The following is a 19,938-nucleotide window of genomic DNA, read 5'->3' as shown; positions in this document are numbered from 1 at the left end:
CACGCTCTTCGCCAAATCCACGCCAATGGTTATAGTGCTCATGGAGACTTCCTCTTCGAGTGACGGTTGACCAGCATCACCATCATGGCCCTCGAGGCCGAAAGGGGAGGAAGTCTCTTTTTACTCATTTTCCGCACATAAAAAAACCGCCCCGAATTCGGGGCGGTTTGCATTTGCCGCAGGATCGCGCTGAAACTCAGGCGGCTTTTCTGCCGGCCAGCTGGCGCAACACGTACTGCAGGATGCCGCCGTGACGGAAGAAGTCGCGCTCCTTCGGGGTCAGCAGCATCACGTTCACGGTGAATTGCTTCTTGCTGCCATCAGCGGCGGTGGCGGTGACAGTGGCTTCCTTCGCGTTGCCGTTGTCCAGGCCGGTGATGTCGAAGCTCTCGTTGCCGGTCAGGCCCAGCGATTGCGCGCTCTGGCCGTCCTTGAACGTGCACGGCAGCACGCCCATGCCGACCAGATTGGAACGGTGGATACGCTCGAAGCTCTCGGCGATCACCGCCTTCACGCCCAGCAGCAAGGTGCCCTTGGCCGCCCAGTCACGCGAGGAACCGGTGCCATATTCCTTGCCCGCGAACACCACCAGCGGAGTCTTGCTCGCCTTGTACTTCATCGCCGCATCGTAGATCGCCAGCTGCTCGCCGCTTGGGACGTGGCGGGTGAAGCCGCCCTCGACGCCGTCCAGCATCTGGTTCTTGATGCGGATGTTGGCGAAGGTGCCACGTACCATCACGTCGTCGTTGCCGCGACGCGAGCCGTAGGAGTTGAAGTCGATCGGCTGCACGCTGCGCTCGATCAGGTAGCGACCCGCAGGCGAATCCTTCTTGATCGAACCGGCCGGCGAGATGTGGTCGGTAGTGATCGAGTCGCCGAACATGCCCAGGCAGCGCGCGGCATGGATGTCCTCGACCGGGGACAGCGCCATGGTCATGCCGTCGAAGTAGGGCGGGTTCTTGATGTAGGTGGAGGCCTCGTCCCAGGCGTACAGGGCGCCGTCGGGCGAGGCGATCCCGCTCCAGCGCTCGTCGCCCTTGAACACGTCGGCGTAGTTTTTCTCGAACATTTCCGAGGTGACCGCGCTGGCCATCAGGTCGCTGATTTCCTGGTTGGTCGGCCAGATGTCCTTGAGGAACACGTCCTTGCCGTCCTGGTCCTGGCCCAGCGGATCGGTGCTCAGGTTCACGTCGAGCGAGCCGGCGAGGGCATAGGCCACCACAAGCGGCGGCGAGGCCAGGTAGTTCATTTTCACTTCGGCATGCACGCGGCCTTCGAAGTTGCGGTTGCCCGAGATCACCGCGCCCACGGTGAGGTCGCCCGCGCTGATCGCTTTGCTGATTTCCTGCGGCAGCGGACCGGAGTTGCCGATGCAGGTGGTGCAGCCGTAGCCGACCAGGTAGAAGCCGAGCTTGTCCAGTTCGGTCAGCAGGCCGGTCTTTTCCAGATAGTCGGTGACCACCTTGGAACCCGGAGCCAGCGAGGTCTTCACCCACGGCTTGGACTTCAAGCCCCTGGCGGCAGCTTTCTTGGCCACCAGGCCGGCGGCCAGCATCACCGCCGGATTGGACGTATTGGTGCACGACGTGATTGCGGCGATGACCACGGAGCCGTCGTTGACGTGGAACTGCTGACCGTTCATCGACACATGCTGGCCGGGTGCGGCCTCGCTCTTGTCGTGGCCGACGGCGGTGCCGCCGCCTTCATTGGCGAAGCGCGCCTCGGCACCGTTGCGCTTGACGATGGTGCCGCCGAGGTTGTCGCGGTAGTTCTGCTTGACGTCGGTCAGCAGCACGCGGTCCTGCGGGCGCTTGGGGCCGGCCATCGACGGCCTGACGTCGGCCAGGTCCAGCTCCAGCGTCGCGGTAAATTCGGCATGCGCGCTGTTTTCGTCGTGCCACAGGCCCTGGGCCTTGGCGTACGCCTCGACCAGTGCAACCTGCTCATCGCTGCGGCCCGATAGACGCAGGTACTTCAGCGACTCGGCGTCGATCGGGAAGATGCCGCAGGTAGCGCCGTATTCCGGCGCCATGTTGCCGATGGTGGCGCGATCGGCCAACGCCAGATGCTGCAGGCCCGGACCGAAGAACTCCACGAACTTGCCGACCACGCCCTGCTTGCGCAGCATCTGCGTCACGGTGAGTACCAGGTCGGTGGCGGTGGCTCCCTCTGGCAGGCGACCGGACAGCTTGAAGCCCACGACCTGCGGAATCAGCATGGACGAAGGCTGACCCAGCATGGCCGCTTCGGCCTCGATGCCGCCGACGCCCCAGCCCAGCACGCCCAGGCCGTTGATCATGGTGGTGTGCGAGTCGGTGCCGAACACGGTATCGGGGTAAGCCCACAGCTGGCCGTCGACTTCGCTGCCCATCACCACGCGGGCCAGATGCTCCAGATTCACCTGATGCACGATGCCGGTGCGCGGCGGCACCACCTTGAAATCGGCCAGTGCCTTCTGGCCCCAGCGCAGAAAGCTGTAGCGCGCCTGGTTGCGCTGGAACTCGATTTCCACGTTGCGTTCCAGCGCGTCGGCGCTGCCGAACACGTCGACCTGCACCGAGTGGTCGATCACGAGCTCGGCCGGCGATAGCGGGTTGATCAGGGTGGGGTCGCCACCCAGGGCCTTCATCGCATCACGCATCGCGGCCAGGTCGACCACGCACGGCACACCGGTGAAATCCTGCAGCAGCACGCGTGCCGGCATGAAGGCGATTTCGGTGTCGGGCTCTTTCTTGGCGTCCCACATGGCGACCGCCTCGATCTCCTTCGCGGTCACGTCGGTGCCGTCCTCGTGGCGGAGCAGATTCTCCAGCAGGATTTTCATCGAATACGGCAGCCGCTTCAGGTCGAAGCGCTGGCCCAGCTTGGCCAGGCTGGCGAACGCGTAGCGCTTGCCATGGACCTCGAGGGTGTCGTGTACGGAAAAGGTGTCTTTCATGGGGACGTGCTCCTGGCTGAATCCTGCGGCTGGGATGGCTGAACGTAGGCGATGGGGGCTCGCCGGCCCGGCAAAAACGCAATTATCGCCCAAACGCCGAGCTGCAGCGAGGTTGCGCGTGATGCGTGGGGTGCGTGCGTCGGTCGGTGCGGCGAGTAAACTGCGCCATCGCTTGTAGCTGAACTTCGCCGCACAGGATGAGCCCGATGCCCGCCGCACACAAACGCCTTTGATGACATGCAGCGTTCGATGATTTCGACCACCCTCTCGGCCGTCTCGCTGCGCGATCTCGCGCTGGTGCAGGCGGTGCATCGCCACGGCAGTTTCAACAGCGCGGCACGGGCCATGCACATCAGCCCGTCCGGGCTGTCTCATCAGGTGCAGAAGGTGGAGCAGGCGCTGGGCGCGCCGCTGTTCGAACGCGGCGGACGCCGCATCGTGCCGACTGCCGGCGGCGAGCGGCTGTTGCAGCAGATCGACGCCGTGCTCGCCGCGGGCGAACACTTGCAGCAGGTCGCCCGTGCCGGCGCGGTCGCCTTCGGCGGCGAATTGCGGCTGGGCCTGCCGGCGTCGCTGGGACCGTATCTGCTGCCGCACCTGATCGCGCCGTTTCCGCAGCATTTCCCGGGTGCCAGACTGGGCATTTCCGAAGGCAAGCCGCGTGGCTTGCTGCGCCGCCTGCATGAGGGCGAACTCGATGCCGTGCTGGCGCCGCCGGTGCCGGCGGTCAGCGGCATCGCGATGCGGCCGCTGTTCGCCGAACCGTGGGAGCTGATGCTGCGCGCCGATCACCCACTGGCGGGCCAGGGCAGCATCGCGCTGGACCAGCTCGATCCGGCCGAGGCGACCTTGATGGCCGAGAGCCATGCGGACGGTCTCGACACCGATGGCAGCGAGCGTGGCCATGTGCAGGACGTCAGCCTGGAAAGTCTCGCCGCGCTGGTGAGCCTGCGCGGCGGCTACGCGCTGGTACCGGTGCTGGCGCACGAACGGCTGGCCTCGATGCCGAACATCGTGCTGGCGAAACTCAAGGGGCAGGCGCCGGGCCGCGAGATCGCGCTGTACTGGCGCGAGGCCTCGCCGTGGCGCGACGACCTGCAGGCGTTCGCCGAGTTGCTGCGCAAGCTGGCAAGACAGCGGCCGGGACTGCGTGTGAGAGGCACCAAGGCATCGTAGGAGCGCACCTTGTGCGCGATGCCTTTGGTCCTCCAAGGCTCGACAAGAGCATCGCGCACAGGGTGCGCTCCTACAACGACGGCGTCTGCGGTGGCGTCGTGTTCGGGGTGTCGGGACGGCCATATGCGAAAGGCCGCCTCGCGGCGGCCTTTCGGTGGTCAAGCCCGTTTGCCGGAGAAACTCAGCCGCGCGAAGCGCGCTTGCGGTCGTTCTCGGTGAGGTGCTTCTTGCGCAGGCGGATTTCCTTCGGGGTGATCTCGACCAGCTCGTCGTCGTCGATGAAGTCCAGTGCCTGTTCCAGCGTGAACTTGATCGCCGGAGTCAGCTGGATCGCATCGTCCTTGCCCGAGGCGCGCATGTTGGTCAGCGGCTTCGGCTTGATCACGTTGACGGTGAGGTCGTTGTCCTTGGCGTGGATGCCGACCAGCTGGCCTTCATAGACCGAGTCGCCTTCGGCCGCGAACAGCTTGCCGCGATCCTGCAGCGGCCCGAGCGAATAGGCCGGAGTGGTGCCGCCGGCGTTGGCAATCATCACGCCGTTGAGACGCTTGGCGATCTGGCCATCTTCCTTCGGACCGTAATGGTCGAACACGTGGAACAGCAGGCCCGAACCCTGGGTCAGGGTCTTGAACTGGTTCTGGAAGCCGATCAGGCCCCGCGCCGGGATCTCGTAATCCAGACGTACGCGCCCCTTGCCGTCGGACTCCATGTTCTTCAGCTGGCCCTTGCGCACGCCGAGCCTTTCCATCACGGCACCCTGGTGGACTTCCTCCACGTCGACCACCAGTTGCTCGATCGGCTCCATCTTCTGGCCATCGATCTCCTTGATGATCACCTCCGCACGCGACACAGCCAGCTCGTAGCCTTCACGACGCATGTTCTCGATCAACACCGAGAGGTGCAGCTCGCCGCGGCCGGAGACCAGGAACTTGTCGGCGTCGGAACCTTCCTCGACCTTCAGCGCCACGTTGTGCACCTGCTCACGATCCAGACGCTCGCGCAGCTGGCGACTGGTCAGGAACTTGCCGCCGGAAAGATCCTTGTTGCCGGCGAACGGCGAGTTGTTGACCTGGAAGGTCATCGAGATGGTCGGTTCGTCCACGGTCAGCGCGGGCAACGCCTCGGGCGCATCCAGCGCGCAGACAGTGTCCGAGATGGTCAGATCGGCGATACCCGAGATCGCGACGATGTCGCCGGCCTCGGCGCTGTCCTGCTCGATCCGCTCCAGTCCGAGGAAGCCCAGCACCTGCATCACCTTGCCTTGGCGCTTCTTGCCATGGCGATCGATCACGGCTACCGGCATGCCCTTCTTCAAGACGCCGCGCTGGATACGGCCGATACCGATCACGCCGACGAAGTTGTTGTAGTCGAGCTGGCTGATGCGCATCTGAAACGGACCATCCGGATCGACGTCCGGTTTGCTCACGTGCTGCATGATCGCTTCGTATAGCGGGGTCATGTCGCCTTCGCGCACGTCGTCGTTGAGGCCGGCATAGCCGTTCAGCGCCGAGGCGTAGACGATCGGGAAGTCCATCTGTTCCGGCGTGGCGCCCAGACGATCGAACAGATCCCACACCTGCTCGACCACCCACTCCGGGCGGGCACCCGGACGGTCGACCTTGTTGATCACCACGATCGGCTTGAAGCCCATCGCGAACGCCTTCTGCGTCACGAAACGGGTCTGCGGCATCGGGCCGTCCATCGCGTCGACCAGGATCAGCACCGAATCGACCATCGACAGCACGCGCTCCACTTCGCCGCCGAAGTCCGCATGTCCCGGCGTGTCCACGATGTTGATGCGATTACCCTGCCAGGTGATGGCGGTGTTCTTGGCCAGGATGGTGATGCCGCGTTCCTTTTCCTGGTCGTTCGAGTCCATCACGCGCTCGGCCAGCACGGTGCGCTCGTTGAGCGTGCCGGACTGCTTGAGCAGGCAATCGACGAGAGTGGTCTTGCCGTGATCGACGTGGGCGACGATGGCGATATTGCGCAGTTTTTCGATGGACATGGGATCGACTCGGGCGGCTCGGTGGCCGTCACGCAGGATTCTTGAAGGGTGAATCGACCAATTATACGGACTTATGTGACAACTTGCCCGCATTTTCGATCAGCCGTTCAGCGACCTGCGGAGCCAGGCCGGCCTGTCCAGCGGCCGGACGGCCCGCAAGTGCCGGCGCGGTGGCGTCACACCATATGTGGCGCGCCTCGAAGGCGGCCGCCTGCATCCGCAAGCGCGCGCGTTCCCGCTGGCCGAGGTGCTCGATCCGCTGGCCGCCGAATTCCGCGCCATCGCGCTCGACCGCGGCACGCGGCTGGACGTGGTCGGCACCCGCGCGTGGGTGCGTTCCGATCCGCAACTGTTGCGCTGCGTGCTGCAGAACTTTCTGTCGAACACGATGCGTTATGCGGGGCACGGACGTGTGCTGCTGGGCTGCACCGGTCCGGCCAGCAGCTGCGTGTCGAGGTAAGGGACACCGGACCGGGCATCGCACCTAACGAGCAGCAGCTGATTTTCCAGGAATTCCGCCGCGGCAGCGCCGCGGGTGGGCAGGGGCTGGGCTGGGTTTGTCGATCGCGCAGCGCATGGCCGGCTTGCTAGGCCATCCGCTCGGGCTGCGCTGATGGCCCGGCCGCGGCGGCGTGTTCGATCTCGGCGTGCCGATGGCGCGGGCCGTCGCCCGCCCGTCGCCGGGCGCCGATGCGCAGCAGCCATTGCCGGCGGGCCACGCGCTGCTGCTGGACAACGAGCCGGCCGCGCTCGCCGCGCTAAGCAGTCTGCTGGTCAGCTGGGGCTGGCACGTGCATGCCTGCCGCAACGCCGAGCAGGCGCTCGCCGCACCCTGGCAACCGGACCTGCACATCCTCGATTTCCATCTCGACGGCGGGTGCACCGGGCTCGATGCGTGGGAGCTGCTGCGCGCGCGCCACGCCGAGGTGCCGACCGTGATGCTGACCGCCGACCGCGACGGCGAGCTGCGCCAGCGCCTGCTGGACGCGGGAATCGGCGTGCTTTGCAAGCCGCTCAAGCCGCTGGCGCTGCGGCAGGTACTGCAGCGGGTGGCAGCCGGCGCCGGTGCGTAGTGCAAGAACGCAGGCCACTGCTCGATGGTTTGGTCGTGGCCTGGCGGGAAACGTTTTTCCGGTGAGTGCCCGATGCATTTCCGCATCGGGCCTGCGATCGGTTACCTGTTCTTGTCACTGATATCCACGAACGGTACGGCGCCATTGCCGCCGACGTATTGCGGCAGCACGCCGTTCCAGTGCTGGATGGCGTAGAACTTGGTATACAGCGGGTTCGCCTGCATCGCCTGGCCGACCACCTGGATGGCTTTGGCCTGTGCGTCGGCTTCCAATATGGTGGACTCGGCGATGCCCTTGGCCGACTCGATCTTGGCCTGCGCCTCGGCCGCCGCCGTGACGGTTTTCTGTTCGCCTTCGTACTTCTTCTGCAGCACCGTGTTCTGCGCCTGGACCGCCTCGGCCTTGGCCTTGACCGCCTGCTCCACGGAGGCGGAGAACACCGGCGAGTACTTGATGCCGGTGAGCTGCAAGTCCACCACGTTGATGCCGAACAGCCGTTGCAGCGCCATGCCGACTTCCTTGCGCATCTGCTCGGTGATTTGCGCGCGCGAGTCCGAGACGTTCAACGTGTTGTACTTGGCGAATACCGCCAGGGCGCGATCACGGATGACCGGAACGATGGTCGATTCGATATCGGTATTGCCGGTCTTGCCCACGTCGTACAGCAGGTGCATCACCGCCGTGGAGGGAATCTGGTAGATGACCGAAATGCTGATGTCGACCGCCTGGTTGTCGTTGGTGTACACGCTCAGGTCAGGCAAGGTATAGGTCGACTGCGAGGTCTGCAGATAGTCCGCGGTTTCCAGAAAAGGCAGTTTGAAGTGCAGGCCCGTGCCAAGCGGCTGCTTGGTGGTGACGGTGCCTCCAAGCCAGCGTACGGCAGCCATTTCGCTGGGCGGTACCACGAAGAACGAACTGGACAATACGATCACGGCCAGAATGACGATCGCAGCGATGCTGACAGCACGATTGCTGATTCCCTGAAACATGGTGGTTCCCCCTGAGTGACAGTGCTGAGTGGTAGTGCGTGTAGAGATGGAAGGCGGCTACTTTAATCCAGACGTTCGATGCCACGATGGGTCGGGGTCAACCCATCCGCGCCGGCTCCCCCAGATCCAGCGACCGCAACAACATCCCTGCCTGCGTCCGATTCCTCACCTTGAGCTTCTCGAAGATCGCCGTGACATGGGCCTTCACCGCGCGCTCGTGGATCGCCAGGCGATCGGCGATCTGCTTGTTGAGCAGGCCTCCGGCGAGCAGGGCGAGTCCGCGGGATTGCTGTTCGGTGAGGCGGGCGAGCCGGCTGGCGAGGTCGGTGTCGTCGGGGTTGACGGATAGCGCGGCGACGGCGTCGGCGATGTGGCGCGGCAGCCAGGTACCGCAGTCGAGCACGCTTGGCAGGTCCGCGGCCTCACGCACTGCGCAATCGGGCAGGCTTCCACTGGCGGCGAGGCGCAATGCAGCGCGAAACTAGTGAATGGTCGTCGGCGATCAGCAGGCTCGTCATGTCGCTGAAGTTAGCGGGCCGCGGCGGTCGCGTCGAGTTTCGACTGGCGGGCTCGCATGACCCGCGACTGGACTTTCGTACGATGGCGGCCCGCCGCGCGCTTGCTGTGGTCGCGAAATGAAGACGACCGCCCGCTGTTCAACGCCGCTGTTCTTGCCAGGACTGGTATCAGTCATGCTGTCGACTTGTGCCCGCGGCCCGATGACGAAGGAACCTGCCATGCGTGAGGTCGAGTACGGCGAAGTGCGTGTGACCGAATATCGCGGTCGCGATGACCTGTTGAGCGCGGGCCTGGGGTTGGCGGGTCTGGCCGGCGCGCCGCTGCCGTTCGCCGATCCGCTGGATCCCACCGCCGAAGAATTGCGCCGGCGCGCGATCCAGACCAGTTGGAAGGGCATCGCCGATCTCGGCCCGCTGGGCGGTTACGGCACGGTGTACGGCGGCGTGCCGGATGTGCCGGGCCGCGAGTACCAGACATTTGCGCGCATTCCCGGTGCGCGCGCACCGCATCGCGTGCTGCTGCAGTTGCCAGACCATTTCGACAAGCAGAAACGCTGCCTTGTCGTCACCGCCTCATCCGGTTCGCGCGGCATCTACGGCGCGATTGCGCTGGCCGGTGCCTGGGGGCTGCCGCACGGTTGCGCGGTGGCGTATACCGACAAGGGCAAGGGCGCCGGGTATTTCGACTACGCCGACGATAGCGGCGTGGCGCTGGACGGTCGCCGTGCGAAACGCGGCGAAGCGGAGCTGGAGTTCCAGCCGGCAGCGGCACCGCCGGGCGCCGGCATCGCCATCAAGCACATGCATTCCGGCGACAACCCGGAAGCCGACTGGGGTCGGCATGTGATCCAGGCGGCACAGTTCGGGCTGGCCATGCTCGATCGTGCGTTTCCGCACGAGGCGCCGTTCACGCCGCAGAACACGAAGATCATCGCCACCGGCCTGTCCAATGGCGGCGGTGCGGTGCTGCAGGCGGCCGGCCTCGACCGCGAGCACTTCTTCGCCGGCGTGGTGGCGCTGGAGCCGAACGTGCACGTGCTCGAGCGCGGCCGCGCGATGTACGACTACGCCACCGAGGCTGCGATCTGGTTGCCGTGCGCGCTGAGCGCCGAAGACTTCGTCAAGACCCCGCTGGCGCGCGGATCGCGCGGCGTGCCGCTGCCGGCGTGGCCGATCCGTTGCGCCAGCCTGCGTGCGCAGGGCAAGTTGAGCGGCAACACGCTGACGGAACAGGCCGCTCAGGCGCGCCAATACCTGTGGTCCCGCGGCTGGACCGACGAGGCGATGAGCACCGCCGCCAGCACCACCGCTTTCGATCTGTGGCGGGCGATCGCCGCGGGTTATGCGTCGTCCTACCTGCGTCGTGGCGCCACCGACATGCCGTGCGGCTTCCATTACGCGGCGATCGGCGTGGGCGGCGTGCCCGGCGTGCCCGGCGTGGCCGATCCGGTCAGCCGGGCGGCGTGGTGGGCCGATGGTGCAGGCATCCCGCCCGGCAATGGCATCGGCTTGTTCGGTGGCATGAGCGTCTCGCCCGATCCCTCGCTGGCCGGCAGCGAATGCCTGCGTGCGTTGTGGACCGGCGACGATCACCAGTCGCAGGCGCTGCACGCTTCCATTGCGGCCACGGCGGCCAGGCTGCCGCGCGGCGACCTGCCGCTGTGGGTGGTGCACGGCGCCAGCGACGGACTGTTGCCTACCGCGTTCAGTTCCGAGCCGTATGTGGCGTGGCTGCGCGAGGAAGGACGCGCACCGATCTACTGGAGGGTGCCGTACGCGCAGCACTTCGACGCGTTCCTGGCGCTGCCCGGTTTCGGTGAGCACCACGTACCCCTGCTGCCCTTTGGCTATGCGGCGCTGGACAGGCTGTGGGCGCACCTGTACGAGGGCGCGAGCTGGCCCACCGACGTGTCGACGCCGGCGGCCCAGCCGCGTGGCGCGAGAGCGCTGGAGCGCAGCATGCTCGGCTTGCCGTAGTGCGGTGACAAAGGGACCTGGTAGGAGCCCGCTCGCGGGCGATGCTCCTGTTTTGATCTTCCCTACCCGAACATCAAGGCAACAGCATCGCCCGCCAGCGGGCAGATATGCCTGCATGCCTGGCCGCCGCCGCTGGGGTATTCTTGGCAACCCGCGTGCCCGTGTCGTGGCACGGTGCAGCTTTTGAACCCAAGGATTTGCGATGACCATCCATGTCACCTTCACCACCAACCGCGGCCCGATCCATCTGCGTCTGCATGAAGACAAGGCGCCGGTGACGGTTGCCAACTTCGTCAACCTGGCCAGGCGCGGTTACTACGACGGATTGTCGTTTCATCGCGTGATCGCCGACTTCATGATCCAGGGCGGTTGCCCCGAAGGCAGCGGTCGCGGCGGTCCGGGCTACAAGTTCGAGGACGAGTTCAACCCGTCGCTGCGTCACGACAAGCCCGGCGTGCTGTCGATGGCTAACGCCGGCCCCCGCACGAACGGCAGCCAGTTCTTCATCACCCATGGCGCCACGCCGTGGCTGGACGGCAAGCACAGCGTGTTCGGCGAAGTGGTCGATGCGGCCGACATGGCCGTGGTCAACACGATCCAGCAGGGCGACACGATCGAGAAGGTTACCGTCGAAGGCGACGTCGATGCGCTGCTGGCTGCGCAGTCCGATCGCGTGAAAGAGTGGAATGCGGTACTCGACCAGCGCGGCTGAGTTCCGGGTCCGGATTCGCAAGAAAGCTGCCGGTCGCCACTGGCGGCTTTTTTTGTGCGCCAAAGTCATGACAGTGTCGCTGGCGCGGGCCTATGATCGACAAGCTCTACTTCTATCCACATCTTCCAAGGAGAACGACCATGTCATTCCTAGATGGTTTGCTCGGCGGTCAGGGGCAACAAGGTGGCACCGGGTCGCTGATTGGCGTGGCCAGTCAGCTGATCGAGAAGGCCGGCGGTGTGCAAGGCCTGGTCAGCATGCTGCAGCAGCATGGGCTGGGTGGAGCGGTGCAATCATGGGTCGGCACCGGCGCGAACCAGCCGGTGTCGGGCGACCAGCTCGGCCAGGCGCTGCAGAACGGCGGCATGGGCTCGGTGGTGGAGGAGGCGGCCAGCAAGCTTGGAGTCGACCCGAATGCCTTGCTCAATCAACTTTCGCAGGTGCTGCCGCATGCGGTCGATCATCTGACCCCGGACGGCCAGGTGCCGGAGGCCGGGCAGGGCAGCGGCTTCAATCTGGGCATGCTCGAGGGCTTGGCGGGCAAGCTGCTCGGTGGCGGCGCGACGCCGGCCTGAGTGCATGAGGAAACCAGGAAATCCCGGCGGAGTCTGCTCCGCCGGGATCGCGCTCAGGCCGACTTGCGCTTGAGCAGGTGATAGATCAGCAGCAACACGATCGCGCCGATCACCGACGCGATGAAGCCGGCCGATTGTCCTTCCTGGTACCAGCCGAACACGTTCTGACCGGCCCAGGTCGCCAGCAGCGAGCCGGCGATGCCGATGAGGGCGGTGATGACGAAACCGCCGGGGTCCTTGCCCGGCGTCAGCAGCTTGGCCACCAGGCCGACAAGCAGTCCAATCACGAATACCCAAAGCCAGTGCATGCGGATCTCCTTCGTGAGGTTGCAAATGTCCGTCGTGCGGACACGGGCATCATGCCGTTTTCGCCGTGTCATTGGCAGCAGCCATGGGGATCGCCAGCGCGAGGGGCCTTGTGGCGTGATAAAATCGCCGCCTTTGCTTCCTCCCCCTGCGTGAGATACCCATGCCCCAGCTCGCCCAGCGTGTCGGCCGCGCCAAGCCCAGCGCGATCATGGTGATTGCCGAAAAAGCCAAGCAGCTCAAGGCCGCCGGCCGCGACATCATCAGCTTCTCCATCGGCGTGCCGAATTTCCTGCCGGGCGAGCACGTCTACGCCGCCGCGCGCGAATCGCTGTCGCACGACTCCGGCCAGTACGGCAGCAACCGCGGTGCCGAGGCGTTGCTGGATGCATTCCTGAAGCACATCGAGGCGCTGGGTTTCAGCGGCTGCACGCGGATGAACCTGTCGATCGGCATCGGCGCGAAGCAGGTGCTGTACAACCTGGCCGAGGCATTGCTCGACGAAGGCGACGAGATCTGTTTCGCGGCGCCGTACTGGACCACCTATCGCGACATCGCCGATATCGTCGGCGCGAAAGCCAACGTGATGCATTGCGGGCCGGAGCAGAACTACAAGCTCACTCCGGCGCAGCTGGACGCCGCGCTGGCGCGCAAGCCGAAAGTGTTCCTGTTCAACAACCCGTCCAATCCGACCGGCATGGTCTATACCGGCGAGGAAATCGCCGCGCTGGCCGAGGTGTTGGCGAGGCACCCGGATACCTGGGTGATCACCGACGATATCTACAATTCGATGGTGTTCGACGGTCTGGGCTATCACAACTTCGTGTTCGCGAAGCCCGAGTTGCGCGAGCGGGTGATCTTCGTCGACTCCGTCTCCAAGACCTACGGCATGCCGGGCTGGCGTGTCGGTATGCTGGCTGGACCGGAAGCGGTGGCCAAGGCGATCACCACGCTCAATTCCAACCACATCACCAGCCTGCCCGAAGTCATCACGGCGGCTGCGGTGGCGGCGCTCAGCGGCCCGCAGGATATCCCCAGGGCCAAGTGCGCCGAGTTCGCCGGCAAGCGCGATACCGTGGTCGCCGCGCTGCGCGCGATTCCCGGCGTGGTCTGCCCGCGGCCGCAGGGCGCGTTTTACGCGTTCCCCGATGTCTCCGTGGCGTTCGGCAAGAGCCACGACGGCACCAAGATAAGCAACGACGTCGAGTTCTGCGCTGCGCTGCTGGAAGCCAAGGGCGTCGCCTGCGTGCCGGGTTCGGCGTTCGGCGAGCCGCGTGCCATGCGCATTTCCTATACCTGCCCGGCCGCACAATTGGAGCCGGGTCTCGCGCGAATCGCCGAGTTCTTCGCCGAACTGACGTGAACACATCACCTGTGGGAGCGGCTTCAGCCGCGATGCTTCATGCCCATCGCGGCTGAAGCCGCTCCCATAAAGAGCTGAACATCCCACCTAGGAGTCGTCACCCATGAAAGCCCCCGTTCGAGTTGCCGTTACCGGCGCCGCCGGCCAGATCGGCTATGCCTTGCTGTTCCGCATTGCCGCTGGCGACATGCTGGGTCCGGACCAGCCGGTGATCCTGCACCTGCTGGAAATCACCCCGGCGCTGCCGTCGCTGCAAGGCGTGGTGATGGAGCTCAACGATTGCGCATTCCCGACGCTGGCTGGCGTGGTCGCCACCGACGACGTCAATGTCGCGTTCAAGGACGTCGACTACGCGCTGCTGGTCGGTGCGCGTCCGCGTGGCCCGGGCATGGAGCGCAAGGATCTGCTGGAAGCGAACGGCGCGATCTTCGGCCCGCAGGGCAAGGCGCTGAACGCTCACGCCAAGCGCGACGTCAAGGTGCTGGTGGTCGGCAACCCGGCCAACACCAATGCGCTGATCGCGCAGCAGAACGCGCCGGACCTGGATCCGAACTGCTTCACCGCGATGGTCCGTCTCGACCACAACCGGGCGTTGTCGCAGCTGGCCGAAAAGACCGGCGCCCACACCACCGACATCAAGAAGATGACGATCTGGGGCAACCACAGCTCGACCCAGTACCCGGACATCCACCACGCCACCGTCAACGGCAAGGCGGCGATGTCGCTGATCGACCAGGCCTGGTACGAGAACGATTTCATCCCGACCGTGCAGCAGCGCGGCGCGGCGATCATCAAGGCGCGCGGCGCTTCGTCCGCGGCCTCGGCGGCCTCGGCGGCGATCGATCACATGCGCTACTGGGCGCAGGGCACGGCCGAGGGCGACTGGGTTTCGATGGGTATTCCGTCCGACGGGTCCTACGGCATCGCGCCGGGTGTGATCTACGGTTATCCGGTGACCGTGAAGGACGGCAAGTACACGATCGTGCAAGGCCTGGCGATCGGAGACTTCTCGCGCAGCCGCATGGACGCTACCGACAAGGAACTGCGCGAAGAGCGCGCCGGCGTCGAGCATCTGTTCGCCAAGAAGTAAGCCGGTTCCTTTATCGGCTGGGAGGGAAGGGTGGCCCTGGCCGCCCTTCCTTTTTTGTCGCCAACGTTCGAAAGCAGGTCGGGGCATCGACCTCACTCCTGTTTGCATCGCATGGCCTGCACGCTTAGGGAACGTCTGAACAAGCTTCTGCTCGTCGCCGAGATTGTGGGAGCGACTTCAGTCGCGGTGGCCGCGGCAGCGGCCTGCAGCATCCCGGCGTCGCAGCGGCTCGATGCACAATCAGGCGGCGCAGCGCACTGCTACGCAATCGCGACTGAAGTCGCTCCCACAAGAGGCGCCCTTCTCCAGACCGCAGTGGACTTATTCAGACCATCCTTAGGGCTTGCGTTACGTGAGCGTCGAGCCCTGTCCAAGGGATTCGGAGCCCGCTGGTTTACTCTTGACTCTTTCAAGGGGCTGAGCGCATGACCGACCGCATCACCGTGCTGGTGGCCGACGACCATCCGATGTTCCGTACCGCGGTGGCGCATACGCTGAGCACCGTCATCGACGCGCGCGTGCTGGAGGCGGCCAGTCAGAGTGTGCTGGAAAGTATGCTGGCCGCCGAGCCGGCCACCGACCTGGTGCTGCTGGATCTCACCATGCCCGGCGCGATCGGTTTCTCCTCGCTGCTGTGGCTGCGCGCCGAGCACCCGGACCTTCCGGTGATCGTGATCTCCTCCAACGACCGCCCGCGCACCGTGCGCCGCGCCCAGCAGTTCGGCGCTGCCGGCTTCGTCTCCAAGGCCGCGCCGGTGGAAGCGCTTGGTGCCGCCGTGAAACAGGTGCTCGACGGCGGCCTCGCCTTTGACACCAGCCGCGCCGAACGCAGCCCCGAAGACGCCGCACTCGCCGCCCGGCTGGCCCGGCTCACCCCGCAACAATTCCGCGTGCTGATGCTGTTGGCCGAAGGCCTGCTCAACAAGCAGATCGCCGACCGGCTGGGGCTGGCCGAGAACACGGTGAAGATCCACGTTACCGCTGTGCTGTCCAAGCTGGAGTGCCACTCGCGGACGCAGGCAGCGGTGCTGGTGAAGTCGCTGGATCTGGAAGAGGACGACGGGGTCGACTGATGTCGGCGACACTTGTGGCGCGGACGGGTAGTGGGTGAAAGCGTGGCCCGCCAGGTATGAAACATCGCGCAAGAGACTTCCTTTCAATGCCCAGCGCATGATGCCTTTGCCTTTGGCCGGTCTTCTTGCATCCGTGGCGTTGACACTGATGCGGACCTCATGTTTGAACGGCGGCGAGGATCACCAGTTTGGCGCGGTCACCCATGCTGTGCCAGCAACCGACTCATCAACGCCCGCAGCCGTGAAGGCGACACCGGCTTGAGCATGAAGCGCAGGCCGGCGGCGTCCAGTTCGGCGCCCGTGTCGGCGTCGCCGTGGGCGGTGAGCACGATGACTGGGGGCGTGGCGCCCCAGCGTTGTTGCAGGTCGGGGAGCAGGGCCGGGCCGGTGGTGGTGCCGAGCTGGTAATCGAGCAACAGCAGGTCGGGGGCGGGTGAGGAGCTCGCGAGCAGGGTGGCCTCGATGGCGTCGGCGGCGGTGGCGACGGTGCAGCCCCAGCGTTGCAGCAGGGCGGTCATGGCGGCGCGGGTTTGCGCGTCGTCGTCGATGCAGACGATGTAACGGCCGGTGAGCGGGGAATCAGAATCCGTGGCGGTCGGTTCGACGGGCGTGTCGGCCTGGGCCGTTGTGGCCAGCTGCACGCGGATGGCGAACATGCTGCCGTGGCCGGGCCAGGAACGCAGGGTGACGGTGTGGCCGAGCAGCTGCGCAATGCGCTGCACGATGGAAAGTCCCAGGCCTGCGCTGCGCTCGTCGGCTCCCACGCCAGAATCGAGCCGGCGGAATTCCTGGAAGATCACTTCGCGCTGGTCGTCGGCGATGCCGACACCGGTGTCCCACACTTCGATGCGCAGATGCTCGCCGTCGCGGCGGCAGCCGAGCAGCACGCGGCCCCTGGGGGTGTAGTGCACGGCGTTGGAGAGGAAGTTCTGCAGTGCACGGCGCAGCAGGGTGGGATCGCTGCGCACCCAGGCGAGGGTATCGACGAAGTCGAGCTGCAGATCGCGGGCCTGCGCCACGATGCCGAACTGGCGCGCCAGTTCGCGCAGGATCGGCGACAGTGCGAACGCGCCGACCTGAGTCTGGAAGCCGCCGGCGTCGAGGCGAGACAGGTCGAGCATGCTGGTGAGCTGGCTGTCCAATGCCTGCAGCGCGTGCTCAACGCGGGCGAGCAGGGCGCGGTCGGCGTCGGCATGCAGCGGTTCGCGCAGGGCGCCGGCGAACAGCCGCGCGGCGTTGAGCGGCTGCAGCAGGTCGTGCACGGCGGCGGCGACGTAGCGGGTCTTGTTGCGGTTGGCGCGGCGCGCTTCGGCGGTGGCCAGGCGCTGTTCGCGGGTAGCCGCGTCGATGCGGTTTTCCAGCGTGGTGGTGAGCGTGCGCAGTTCGCGCGCGGCGTCCTTGTAGGCGCTGATGTCGGCGTAGCTGGTGACGAAGCCGCCATCGGGCAGCGGGTTGCCGCGAATCTCCAGCACGCTGCCGTCGGGCCGTTCGCGCTCGTACATATGCGGGCCGCCGTCGCGCAGGTAATCGAGCCGACGCTGGATGGCATCTTCCACGTCGCCCGGACCGAGCAGGCCGCGCTGCGCGTTGTGGCGGAACAGATCTTCTACCGGGCGGCCTTTTTGCAGCAGCTCGGGCGGAAACCGCATGAGGTCTGCGTAGCGGCGGTTCCACGCGACCAGGCGCAACTGCCTGTCGACCACGCTGACGCCTTGCGGCAGCCGTTCTAGCCCCGCGGGCTGGCCGGCAGCGGCCTGTTGCGCCGCTTGCACCAAGCTGTCCTGCTCCGAGCGCAGCGCGCTGGCGTAGTGCGCCACCAGGCGTTCCAGCTCCTCGCGGCTGCGCTGGCGCACGCGCGCCAGCCGCAGCCGCTGCTGCAGGAACATGCCGAGCAGGATCAGCGGCAGCCACAGCAGCGCCGTGGCGGCACCGGCATTGCGGGCGGCGGCGCGTGCCGGGAGGGTATCGAGCAGCAGGTGCATCTGCCAACGCTGCTGCGGCAGGTCGCGGGTGAGCCACAGGATACGGTCGGCGATGGCCGGCTGGCCTACCCGCACTAAGCGCCCGCCACCGTCCATCGGGGTGTCGTCGTTGAACTCGGCCGGGACCGGCGTGCGCCCCTCGTACTGGCGCGTGCGTGCCAATTCCGCCTTCGTCGCGGCATCGAGCGGGCGCAGCTCGCGATACATCCACGCCGGCTGGTTGGCGACGATCACGATGCCGTGGCTGTCGCTGACCAGCAACGTGTCCTGGCGCCCGAGGCCGACCATCTGCAGCGCCTTCAGATTGATCTTCACCACCACCACGCCGATACGCTGGTCAGTGCTGTCGTGCACCGCCTGGGCGATGAAATAGCCCGGTTCCTTGGTCGACACGCCCACCGCATAGAAGGCGCCGCTGCCGTCGCGCATCGCCTGCTGGAAATACGGGCGGAAGCTGTAGTTGATGCTCACGTTGCTGCTCGGGTCACGCCAGTTGTTGGCGGCGATCGCCACGCCGTGCCGGTCGATCAGGGTGAGCGTGGACGGGTGGGTGGCATCGGTGGCCTGCTCCAGCTTGCGGTTCAACCGGGCCGTGGTGTCGGCGTCGACCGGATGGCTCAATGCATCGCGCAGCTCGGGATCCAGCGACAGCAGTACCGGCAGCATGCGATAGCTGTCGATCAGCCGCTGTAGCGACATCGACTGGATCTTCAACTGGCTGTTGCCGTCGGCGGCCTCGCGCTGCAGGGCACGCCGCTCGGCGACGCGGGCGACGCCCAGCACCGAAGACACCAGCAGCACCGCCAGCGCGAGGGCCAGGGCAGCGAGGTGGAGGTGGCGTCGGGTGAGCTGCATGGACGGTCGGATGGCCGGCGCCGGACGGGGCGAGGAGACGGCTATCGTCGCACAGCCGTGCCGGGGGGCCGTGAGTGAAAGCCACCGCGCCCGCCGCGGTGGCCTGCCGCGCGTCAGAAGAATACCGAGGCGCGCAGCTCGACGATGTTGGGATCCAGGTGCTGGCCGTTTTTGCGATCGGCGTGGACCTTGACGTAGTCCGCCTGCAGCTTGAAGTGCTGAGTGAGGTACCAGTTGGCGCCCAGCGTCACGTCGTGCTGGCGGCCACCCAGCACCGGCCCATCGTTGAGATCCAGCGCGCTATAGCGCAGCAGCAGCTCCACCGCGCCCCACGGATGCGTCGGCTTGATGTTGCCGACGTTGCCGCCGCTGTAGGGACGCGACTCGCCGGTGAGCACGTAGCTGCCGAACGCGTAGTAACCGTCGGCGGTGTAGCTGGGCAGGCCGTCGTTGCGCTTGGTGTGGGCCTGCAGGTATTCGCCCTGCAACGACAGCGGACCATGGATCCACAGGCCTTCGAAACCCATGCGCCGGTTCGAGTCGACATGGCTCAGCGAGCCTGAACTGATCAGGTCGGTGGTGGTCAGCCCCATCTCCGGCTTGCTCGCCCAGGACTTGCCGGGATCGTGGCGGATGTCGCGGCCGTCGGTGGTCGCCTGTGGGTGCTCGATCGAGCCACTGAGGCCGAGATGCAGCACTTCGCCGGATGCCTTGAACGGCGTCCAGGCGGCACGGGCGGCCACGGTGGTGCCGTCGTTGTCGCCCTGCAGGTCCTGGCCGAAGTAGTAGCCGACATTGATCAGATACTGCGGCCGCTCCAGCGCCCAGTCGACGCCCGTGCGGCGGCCTTCGTATACGGTCTCGGGCAAGGCCAGCTCCATGAAACTGGTGGTGCGCGAACTGGTATTGGCCTCGAAGCCGACGGGCGTCTTGCTGTAGCCGAAGCGGACCTTGCCGAAGTCGTGGCCGAACAGCCACTTGGTGTCGACGCGCCAGTACACGTCCAGCCACTTCTTCGACTGGAAGTCGAAGTAGACGATGCCGTCCCACTTGCCCTTGTCGGCCACCTTGAAGCCGAATTCCTTGCGCCGGTTGGTCTGCGACTTGTCCAGCACGCCCTGTGCATTGTGCGGATCGTTGAAGTCGTAGTTGTATTGGCCGGTCAGGCTGAACTTCACGTCGCCGAATTTGGCCGACACCGGCCAGTCGTTGAAACCGGACGCGGCGGCGCTGCCGGCGAAACCCATCGCGATCAGGGCGAGCGGGAGTAGAGCACGTTTCATGACTTGCATTTCCTTGATGG

At 65.9% G+C, this 19,938-nt stretch carries 17 protein-coding genes; 10 read left to right on the top strand and 7 right to left on the bottom strand.

All coding sequences use genetic code 11. The annotated features are described in order from the left end of the window. Nucleotides 1–196 precede the first annotated feature (196 nt). A complete protein-coding gene (acnA, locus tag ACFPPB_RS15570) occupies nt 197–2,938 on the bottom strand; it encodes an aconitate hydratase AcnA (protein ID WP_377328717.1) in 2,742 nt (913 codons plus the stop codon). Between the two features lie 237 nt (nt 2,939–3,175). Here acnA and ACFPPB_RS15565 point away from each other — a divergent pair, with 237 nt between their 5' ends. Continuing rightward, nucleotides 3,176–4,114: a LysR family transcriptional regulator gene (locus ACFPPB_RS15565; RefSeq protein ID WP_377328715.1), complete on the top strand. Its 939-nt coding sequence runs from the start codon at nt 3,176–3,178 to the stop codon at nt 4,112–4,114. 181 nt (nt 4,115–4,295) lie between these two features. Here the strand turns inward: ACFPPB_RS15565 and typA are convergent, their stop codons facing one another. After that, a complete protein-coding gene (typA, locus tag ACFPPB_RS15560) occupies nt 4,296–6,122 on the bottom strand; it encodes a translational GTPase TypA (protein ID WP_377328713.1) in 1,827 nt (608 codons plus the stop codon). Between the two features lie 187 nt (nt 6,123–6,309). On the opposite strand from typA, the gene ACFPPB_RS15555 reads away from it, so the two are divergent. The 3 genes from ACFPPB_RS15555 to ACFPPB_RS15545 are packed head-to-tail and all read left to right on the top strand — an operon-like array spanning nt 6,310 to nt 7,195. Further along, nucleotides 6,310–6,582: a histidine kinase gene (locus tag ACFPPB_RS15555; protein ID WP_377328725.1), complete on the top strand. Its 273-nt coding sequence runs from the start codon at nt 6,310–6,312 to the stop codon at nt 6,580–6,582. Continuing rightward, on the top strand, nt 6,480–6,713 hold the full coding sequence (locus ACFPPB_RS15550; protein ID WP_377328723.1) for an ATP-binding protein: 234 nt from the start codon (nt 6,480–6,482) through the stop codon (nt 6,711–6,713). Before ACFPPB_RS15555 ends, ACFPPB_RS15550 begins: the two co-directional genes overlap by 103 nt. 41 nt (nt 6,714–6,754) lie before the next feature. Beyond that, a complete protein-coding gene (locus ACFPPB_RS15545; RefSeq protein ID WP_377328711.1) occupies nt 6,755–7,195 on the top strand; it encodes a response regulator in 441 nt (146 codons plus the stop codon). 101 nt (nt 7,196–7,296) lie between these two features. Here the strand turns inward: ACFPPB_RS15545 and ACFPPB_RS15540 are convergent, their stop codons facing one another. Both ACFPPB_RS15540 and ACFPPB_RS15535 read right to left on the bottom strand, forming a co-directional pair. Further along, nucleotides 7,297–8,184, bottom strand: a complete 888-nt coding sequence (locus ACFPPB_RS15540; protein ID WP_377328709.1) for an SPFH domain-containing protein — start codon at nt 8,182–8,184, stop codon at nt 7,297–7,299. Between the two features lie 97 nt (nt 8,185–8,281). Then, nucleotides 8,282–8,614 carry a helix-turn-helix domain-containing protein gene (locus ACFPPB_RS15535; RefSeq protein WP_377328707.1) on the bottom strand — a complete coding sequence of 111 codons (333 nt, stop codon included), beginning with the start codon at nt 8,612–8,614 and terminating at the stop codon, nt 8,282–8,284. Nucleotides 8,615–8,921: 307 nt separating this feature from the next. Between ACFPPB_RS15535 and ACFPPB_RS15530 the strand changes: the two genes are divergently transcribed. The 3 genes from ACFPPB_RS15530 to ACFPPB_RS15520 all read left to right on the top strand — a co-directional run bounded on the left by ACFPPB_RS15530 (nt 8,922) and on the right by ACFPPB_RS15520 (nt 11,966). After that, complete coding sequence (locus ACFPPB_RS15530) at nt 8,922–10,679, top strand: 3-hydroxybutyrate oligomer hydrolase family protein (RefSeq protein WP_377328705.1); 1,758 nt, start codon at nt 8,922–8,924, stop codon at nt 10,677–10,679. A gap of 202 nt (nt 10,680–10,881) precedes the next feature. Then, nucleotides 10,882–11,391 carry a peptidylprolyl isomerase gene (locus ACFPPB_RS15525; protein WP_377328703.1) on the top strand — a complete coding sequence of 170 codons (510 nt, stop codon included), beginning with the start codon at nt 10,882–10,884 and terminating at the stop codon, nt 11,389–11,391. A gap of 140 nt (nt 11,392–11,531) precedes the next feature. Further along, a complete protein-coding gene (locus ACFPPB_RS15520; RefSeq protein ID WP_377328701.1) occupies nt 11,532–11,966 on the top strand; it encodes a YidB family protein in 435 nt (144 codons plus the stop codon). A gap of 53 nt (nt 11,967–12,019) precedes the next feature. Here ACFPPB_RS15520 and ACFPPB_RS15515 read toward each other — a convergent pair whose 3' ends face one another. After that, nucleotides 12,020–12,274, bottom strand: a complete 255-nt coding sequence (locus ACFPPB_RS15515) for a GlsB/YeaQ/YmgE family stress response membrane protein (RefSeq protein WP_377328699.1) — start codon at nt 12,272–12,274, stop codon at nt 12,020–12,022. 161 nt (nt 12,275–12,435) lie between these two features. Between ACFPPB_RS15515 and ACFPPB_RS15510 the strand changes: the two genes are divergently transcribed. From ACFPPB_RS15510 to ACFPPB_RS15500, 3 genes are all read left to right on the top strand, one after another. Beyond that, nucleotides 12,436–13,635: a pyridoxal phosphate-dependent aminotransferase gene (locus ACFPPB_RS15510; RefSeq protein WP_377328697.1), complete on the top strand. Its 1,200-nt coding sequence runs from the start codon at nt 12,436–12,438 to the stop codon at nt 13,633–13,635. 103 nt (nt 13,636–13,738) lie between these two features. Beyond that, a complete protein-coding gene (locus tag ACFPPB_RS15505; protein WP_377328695.1) occupies nt 13,739–14,725 on the top strand; it encodes a malate dehydrogenase in 987 nt (328 codons plus the stop codon). 425 nt (nt 14,726–15,150) lie between these two features. Next, nucleotides 15,151–15,798, top strand: coding sequence for a response regulator (locus ACFPPB_RS15500; RefSeq protein ID WP_377328693.1), 648 nt, complete (start codon nt 15,151–15,153; stop codon nt 15,796–15,798). A 197-nt stretch (nt 15,799–15,995) separates the two neighbouring features. Here the strand turns inward: ACFPPB_RS15500 and ACFPPB_RS15495 are convergent, their stop codons facing one another. Next, a complete protein-coding gene (locus ACFPPB_RS15495; RefSeq protein ID WP_377328691.1) occupies nt 15,996–18,635 on the bottom strand; it encodes a PAS-domain containing protein in 2,640 nt (879 codons plus the stop codon). Nucleotides 18,636–18,748: 113 nt separating this feature from the next. Next, entirely contained in the window at nt 18,749–19,918 is a 1,170-nt protein-coding gene (locus ACFPPB_RS15490) for an OprO/OprP family phosphate-selective porin (RefSeq protein ID WP_377328689.1), read from the bottom strand. Nucleotides 19,919–19,938 lie beyond the last annotated feature (20 nt).

It is taken from the genome of Rhodanobacter terrae (genome assembly GCF_042657005.1).
Lineage (GTDB): Bacteria > Pseudomonadota > Gammaproteobacteria > Xanthomonadales > Rhodanobacteraceae > Rhodanobacter > Rhodanobacter terrae.
This window is presented reverse-complemented; position numbering and strand designations above follow the sequence as displayed.